The sequence below is a fragment of the Moorena sp. SIO2C4 genome, from assembly GCF_010672485.1.
Lineage (GTDB): Bacteria > Cyanobacteriota > Cyanobacteriia > Cyanobacteriales > Coleofasciculaceae > Moorena > Moorena producens.
Genome location: NZ_JAAHGN010000534.1, coordinates 1 through 5,049 on the forward strand (window position 1 = coordinate 1; position 5,049 = coordinate 5,049).

A 5,049-nucleotide genomic window follows, 5' to 3' on the forward strand; every position below is an offset into this window, starting at 1 on the left:
AAAAATAAAATACCAGATTTTAGCTTGTAGGGTGGGCAAAAACATTTTGGTTCAAATGAGTCTTATAGATAAGATAACTTTGCCCACCCTACTTTAATTGGTATTTTTTTTACATGCAAGTCCCTAATCCCTACTCCCGTGCCACCCATTACTTTGTAGATCATAATTACTAAAAACGCTATAATTGCTGATATTTTTTGTCTTCCTTGATAGCTCTCCAAGCTTTTTCTAATTCTATTCCTAAATAGACCGCATGACTAGGTTGTATTGACGGATTATCACTACAAATTTTTCTAGCTAAACTCATGGCATTTTTACCAGAATACGTAGCAATTACTTCACCGCTACCAGGGGTGGTCTGCTTCACTATAATATCAGTATTTTCGGTTTCAATCAAGAAATTACCAATGGGATCAGCATACTGTTTCTGTTCTGAATTGATAATTTGTTGATAGTGATTTTGAATAATTCGATCAGCATAGTCATAACAATCATCATAAATATGAGCACTTTGACTAACGGTAATCAGCGGTCCTATTTTTAATTGAATACCCCCGCGCTTAGCAATTTGGTCTTTAACATACTGCTGTAGGGCTCTGAGTCCAAAGGCATTAGCTGCCCAGGCGCTAAACATATCATTACTTCTCAATGTTGCGGTTAGGGACAATTCATTATCCACAACTCTCAGCCAGATGTGATTCAGACAAGGACTACCCCCTTTCTCATGGTCTTTCACATCCCACAGGGACATCACTGCACTGGCGGCATCAATTTCACCAATGAGTTTGGTGATGACTTGCTCGATTTGGTCACGTCCGAACCAAGAACGTAGACGTTGACCATAAGTATATTTCACCCCTTCTACTACGGGTGCGTCGTCCAGGATTTGATGAATGTATTCTTGGATAAAGTCGCGATCGCATGGTAAATAATTGGGCTGAGGAAAGTAAAATTCAGGAGGTTCTGCCGTTACTACTGCCATTAAATCAATTAGCTCTTGCCAATATCCGTCATAACCGGTGGGCCGAATTGTGCCGGTAGTTTTAATGCGATGAATTATTTTAACCCAAGTTTCAGCTATCGTTCGCCCTTGAATGCGATGTCCGTAGCGCGGTCCTGGTTTTAGGGGGGCACAGCCAGATGCCCCGACATCATTGGCCATGGGAAATTCTAATGGTGTTCCCCAGGGCTCTTGAGTTTTGGAGCCATAAGACTTAACCAGACTAACGGCTTGGGTAATCGAATCAGCCTCTGCCACAGAAATTTCCTTTCTGAGTTGTTCTAGGATGACTAAGGGAATCTCGATGTCAATATACCCTTTGATAGAAGAGCGAATCACCCAGCAGTGACGACCAGTATCACTACTCCCTTCTTCAACCCCATGGTGGAAAAAGTCCAGCAAGCAAGTTCCACTCCCAGCATTGCGGTCTTCCTTAGTAGCGTTGAGAATGACCAAGTAGCGGACATGGGGATTAGCGAGGAGATTACGAATGAGTAGGCTAATTCCCCGGGTGGGACTGTATAACTGTCCGACCACAGCAAATTCCGAGGGGTTTAACTTTTTTGCGATCGCGTCTTTGATCGTCCATCCGGTAATCACCGCCGTTTGACCTGTACCGTAAATCAGTTGGTTAGGCTTGTACAGGGGTTTATACTGGAATTCATTTGGTTTGCTGATTGCTGTCATTTTAATGCAGAAGTTGAAGCTTGAATGTTGACTTTTAAATTTTAAATGTTAACTGTTAAATACTTAAGGTTTAAGCTTAAAGTAATGGTAATCAACATTCATTTTGACCAACTACGGCGTAGGTTAAAGAAGCCTTCCAGAAAGTTTTTTAAAGTCTGATTACGACTCATTCGTTGGCGCTGCCACTCGATTGCCGTTTTCTTAAAAATCTCTGACAAGGTCGGATAGGGATAATAGACATTTGCCAACAGACCCAAGTTAATTTTCTGCTCAATCGCTAGGGTAATTTCCCCAATTAATTCTGTTGCTTGTGATCCAACTATGGTTGCTCCTAAAATTGTCCCATTGCGCCCCACTACCAGTTTCATATACCCAGTGGTTTGCCCCAGGAGCTGAGCCTGATCTAACTCTTTAAAATATTCTCGCATCACCCATAGATTCTTACCATAGCGCTTTCTAGCTTCTACTTCTGTAAGACCTACCCGTGCTAATTGGGGTTCAGTTAAGATTGTCCAGGGAATCCCGTGATAGTCCACCTTAAAGCAGGGGAAAAACAATGCATTCTTCAAGGCAATGCTGGCTTGATACTGGGCAATATGGCCACAGGGATAACCACCAGCCATCTTGCCACAGCTATAGATGTGGGGATTGGTCGTTTGTAGTTTCTTATTGATCTGAATACCCTGCTGAGTGTAGCTGATCCCAACCCCTTCTAGATTTAAGGATTCCACATTGGGTTGCTCACCCGTAGCTAGTAAAATGGCATCAGCTTCAATTGCCTTATTACCAGCCTGAACCCAGGTTTTCCCCTCAATCTCTCTGACCTGATCAACTGGACTATCTGTCAGAACCCGAATTCCCTCAGCTTCCAACTGAGCTTGTATCAGCCTAGATGCTTCTGGGTCTTCCTGGAACAAAATACGGGTAGTACTGACCACCAACGTTACCTCACAACCGAGTCTAGCTAAGGTCTGAGCTAGTTCTGGAGCAATAGGCTCATCACCAATTACTACCCAGCTTTTGGGTAGTGAAGGTTGGGAGGTTGAACCTGCAACCTTCAACTTTCCAACCTTCAACACTTTGTGCCAGATATCGTTTGGTGTGAAATAGTCTATGGTCTGTAACCCTTTGATATCGCTAATATCTGGGCGAGAGCCAGTAGCGATCAGATACGCACGAGACCGCAAACGTCGGTTGTTGACTACAAAACCGAGGTGAGGCAGTCGGCAAAATTCCCCCTCACCCGTGATAATATCAATTCCTAAAGCAGCTAAAATAGCCGGAGAATTCTGTTCTGAGCAGTTGGCAACCACTAGATTAGCCCATTCCATCACCTCAGTTAGTGGTAGGGATGGAAACCCGGTCTGTGAAATGTCTGGTTCGGTTAAATCAGCTATTTGAGGATAAATACCCAATTGACCAGCGTCACGCATCTGCTCAAGCTTACGCCCCATCTCACTTAATGCTCTGGTGTAAATAGTCCCCTGTCCTAGCCAGCTAGTTTGTCCTTGCTGAGGCTCTACCAGAGCCACACGAGCCTTTAAACCAGCAGCCGCAACAGCAGCATAGAAACCAGCAGGAGTGCCACCAATGATAATTAGGTCATAGTCAACGGTCATTCGTCCAAAAGTTGAAGGTTAGCAGGTTACAAGTTACAGGTGACGCGGTGACGCGGTTGAAAGTTACAGGTTACAGGTTTAAAGTTACAGGTTAGCAGGTTACAGGTTAGCAGGTTACAGGTTAGCAGGTTACAGGTTAGCAGGTTAGCAGGTTACAGGTTAGCAGGTTACAGGTTACAGGTTAGCAGGTTACAGGTTGCAGGTTTCAGGCTCTAACCTTGGGTTTTTGGCCACGCTACGCGAACAACCATCTAACTAACCTATCCGACAACAGACGCCTACGGCCAGCAACCTTTAACCTTTAACCTTTAACCTTTAACCTTTAACCTTTAACCTTTAACCTTTAACCTTTAACCTTCAACCTTCAACCTTCAACCTTCAACCTTCAACCTTCAACCTTCAACCTTCTAACCTTCAACCTTCTAACCTTCAACCTTCTAACCTTCAACCTTCTAACCTTCAACCTTCTAACCTTCAACCTTCTAACCTTCAACTTATCAAAATATTCTTTAAAGCTGTTAGTAAGCGTTGGTTATCTGCCTGTGTACGTACAGCGACCCGGAAAAAGCGATCGCCTAATTCCGGGAAGCTTAGGCAATCTCGGATCAGAATCCGATGGTGTTGGAGTAGTTGTGCTTGGATCTGTGAAGTGGATTTTTCTGAGTGTACTAGCAAGAAGTTAGCTGCACTGGGGTAAGGTTGGAGACCAGGTAACTTAGCCAGTCCCTGAAACAGTTGCGTACGCGCTGGTGCTAACCAATCCCAGGTTTGCTGTTGAAATGCTCTATCCTGAACCACTGCCGCTGCGGCTGCCGCTGCTAAGGTATTGATTGGCCAAGGGTCCCGCCACTTCTGCCAACGTTGGAGTCGCTCAGGGTGGGCAATGCCATAACCTAGTCTGAGTCCAGGAAGGCTGTAAAACTTGGTAAGCGATCGCAAAATTACCAAGTTCGGATAATCCCCAATTAAAGGAATCAGGCTTTGCTCCTGCTCAGGAGGCAGGAAATCCATGAAAGCCTCATCCACAACCACCAAAGCAAATTGCTTCAGATAAGGCTCAATTGCTTCTGAGGTAAACAATTGACCTGTGGGATTGTGGGGGGTATTCAGCAGCAAACCCTTTCGAGTCCCCTATTGTGGGAGTAAGGAAGTAAGGGAGTCAGGGAGTAAGGGCATCAAAGAATCAATCTCGCGGCCCATCTCCCCATCTCCCCATCTGAGACTAGGTCTCGAGAGTTCCCTCATCAGGGGGCACTTCCTAATTCTTGCTCCAAATGCCTTCAGTCCCCGTTGGTAGTCCCTAAATGCTGGGGTAATCATCAAGGTCTGATCTAGTTCTGATAGCTCGCGACAAGCCCAAGTTAATAATTCGGCTGAGCCATTACCTGGAAGAATCCAGTCTGGGGTCAGGGTTGGATGCAGTTGCGTCAAACACTGCCGCAGCTCGGCATAATTGGGGTCAGGATAAGCTACCAGGTTATTTAGCCCAGACTCAATCGCTGTGATCGCACTTTTAGGGGGACCAAGAGGATTGATGCTGGCAGAAAAATCAAGAATTAAGGAAGGAGGACAGTTAGCCAGTGCTGCTGCCCAGGCTAAATTTCCCCCGTGAGTTGGTCGTTTCAAGGACAAGTTTCTGAGTGAATCAGCGATTACTCCTTCGGTGGTGCAACTCTCTCTTTAAAAACCTTACCAGCAGAAAAGGCTGGAACCTTAGTTGCCGGAATTTCCATCTTTTCACCG

At 45.1% G+C, this 5,049-nt stretch carries 3 protein-coding genes and 1 pseudogene; all 4 read right to left on the reverse strand.

Features of this window, described 5'->3' with window-relative positions:
- Positions 1 to 178 precede the first annotated feature (178 nt).
- Positions 179 to 1,687 (reverse strand): thymidylate synthase, encoded by a 1,509-nt coding sequence (locus tag F6K20_RS23720; protein WP_287296247.1) that lies wholly within the window; start codon positions 1,685 to 1,687, stop codon positions 179 to 181.
- Positions 1,688 to 1,785: 98 nt separating this feature from the next.
- Positions 1,786 to 3,306 carry a dihydrolipoyl dehydrogenase family protein gene (locus tag F6K20_RS23725; protein ID WP_287296248.1) on the reverse strand — a complete coding sequence of 507 codons (1,521 nt, stop codon included), beginning with the start codon at positions 3,304 to 3,306 and terminating at the stop codon, positions 1,786 to 1,788.
- Positions 3,307 to 3,795: 489 nt separating this feature from the next.
- Positions 3,796 to 4,932, reverse strand: a pseudogene (gene cobD, locus F6K20_RS23730) (threonine-phosphate decarboxylase CobD).
- A 26-nt stretch (positions 4,933 to 4,958) separates the two neighbouring features.
- A partial coding sequence (locus F6K20_RS23735) for an HU family DNA-binding protein (protein WP_353736813.1) occupies positions 4,959 to 5,049 on the reverse strand: 91 nt, incomplete at its 5' end.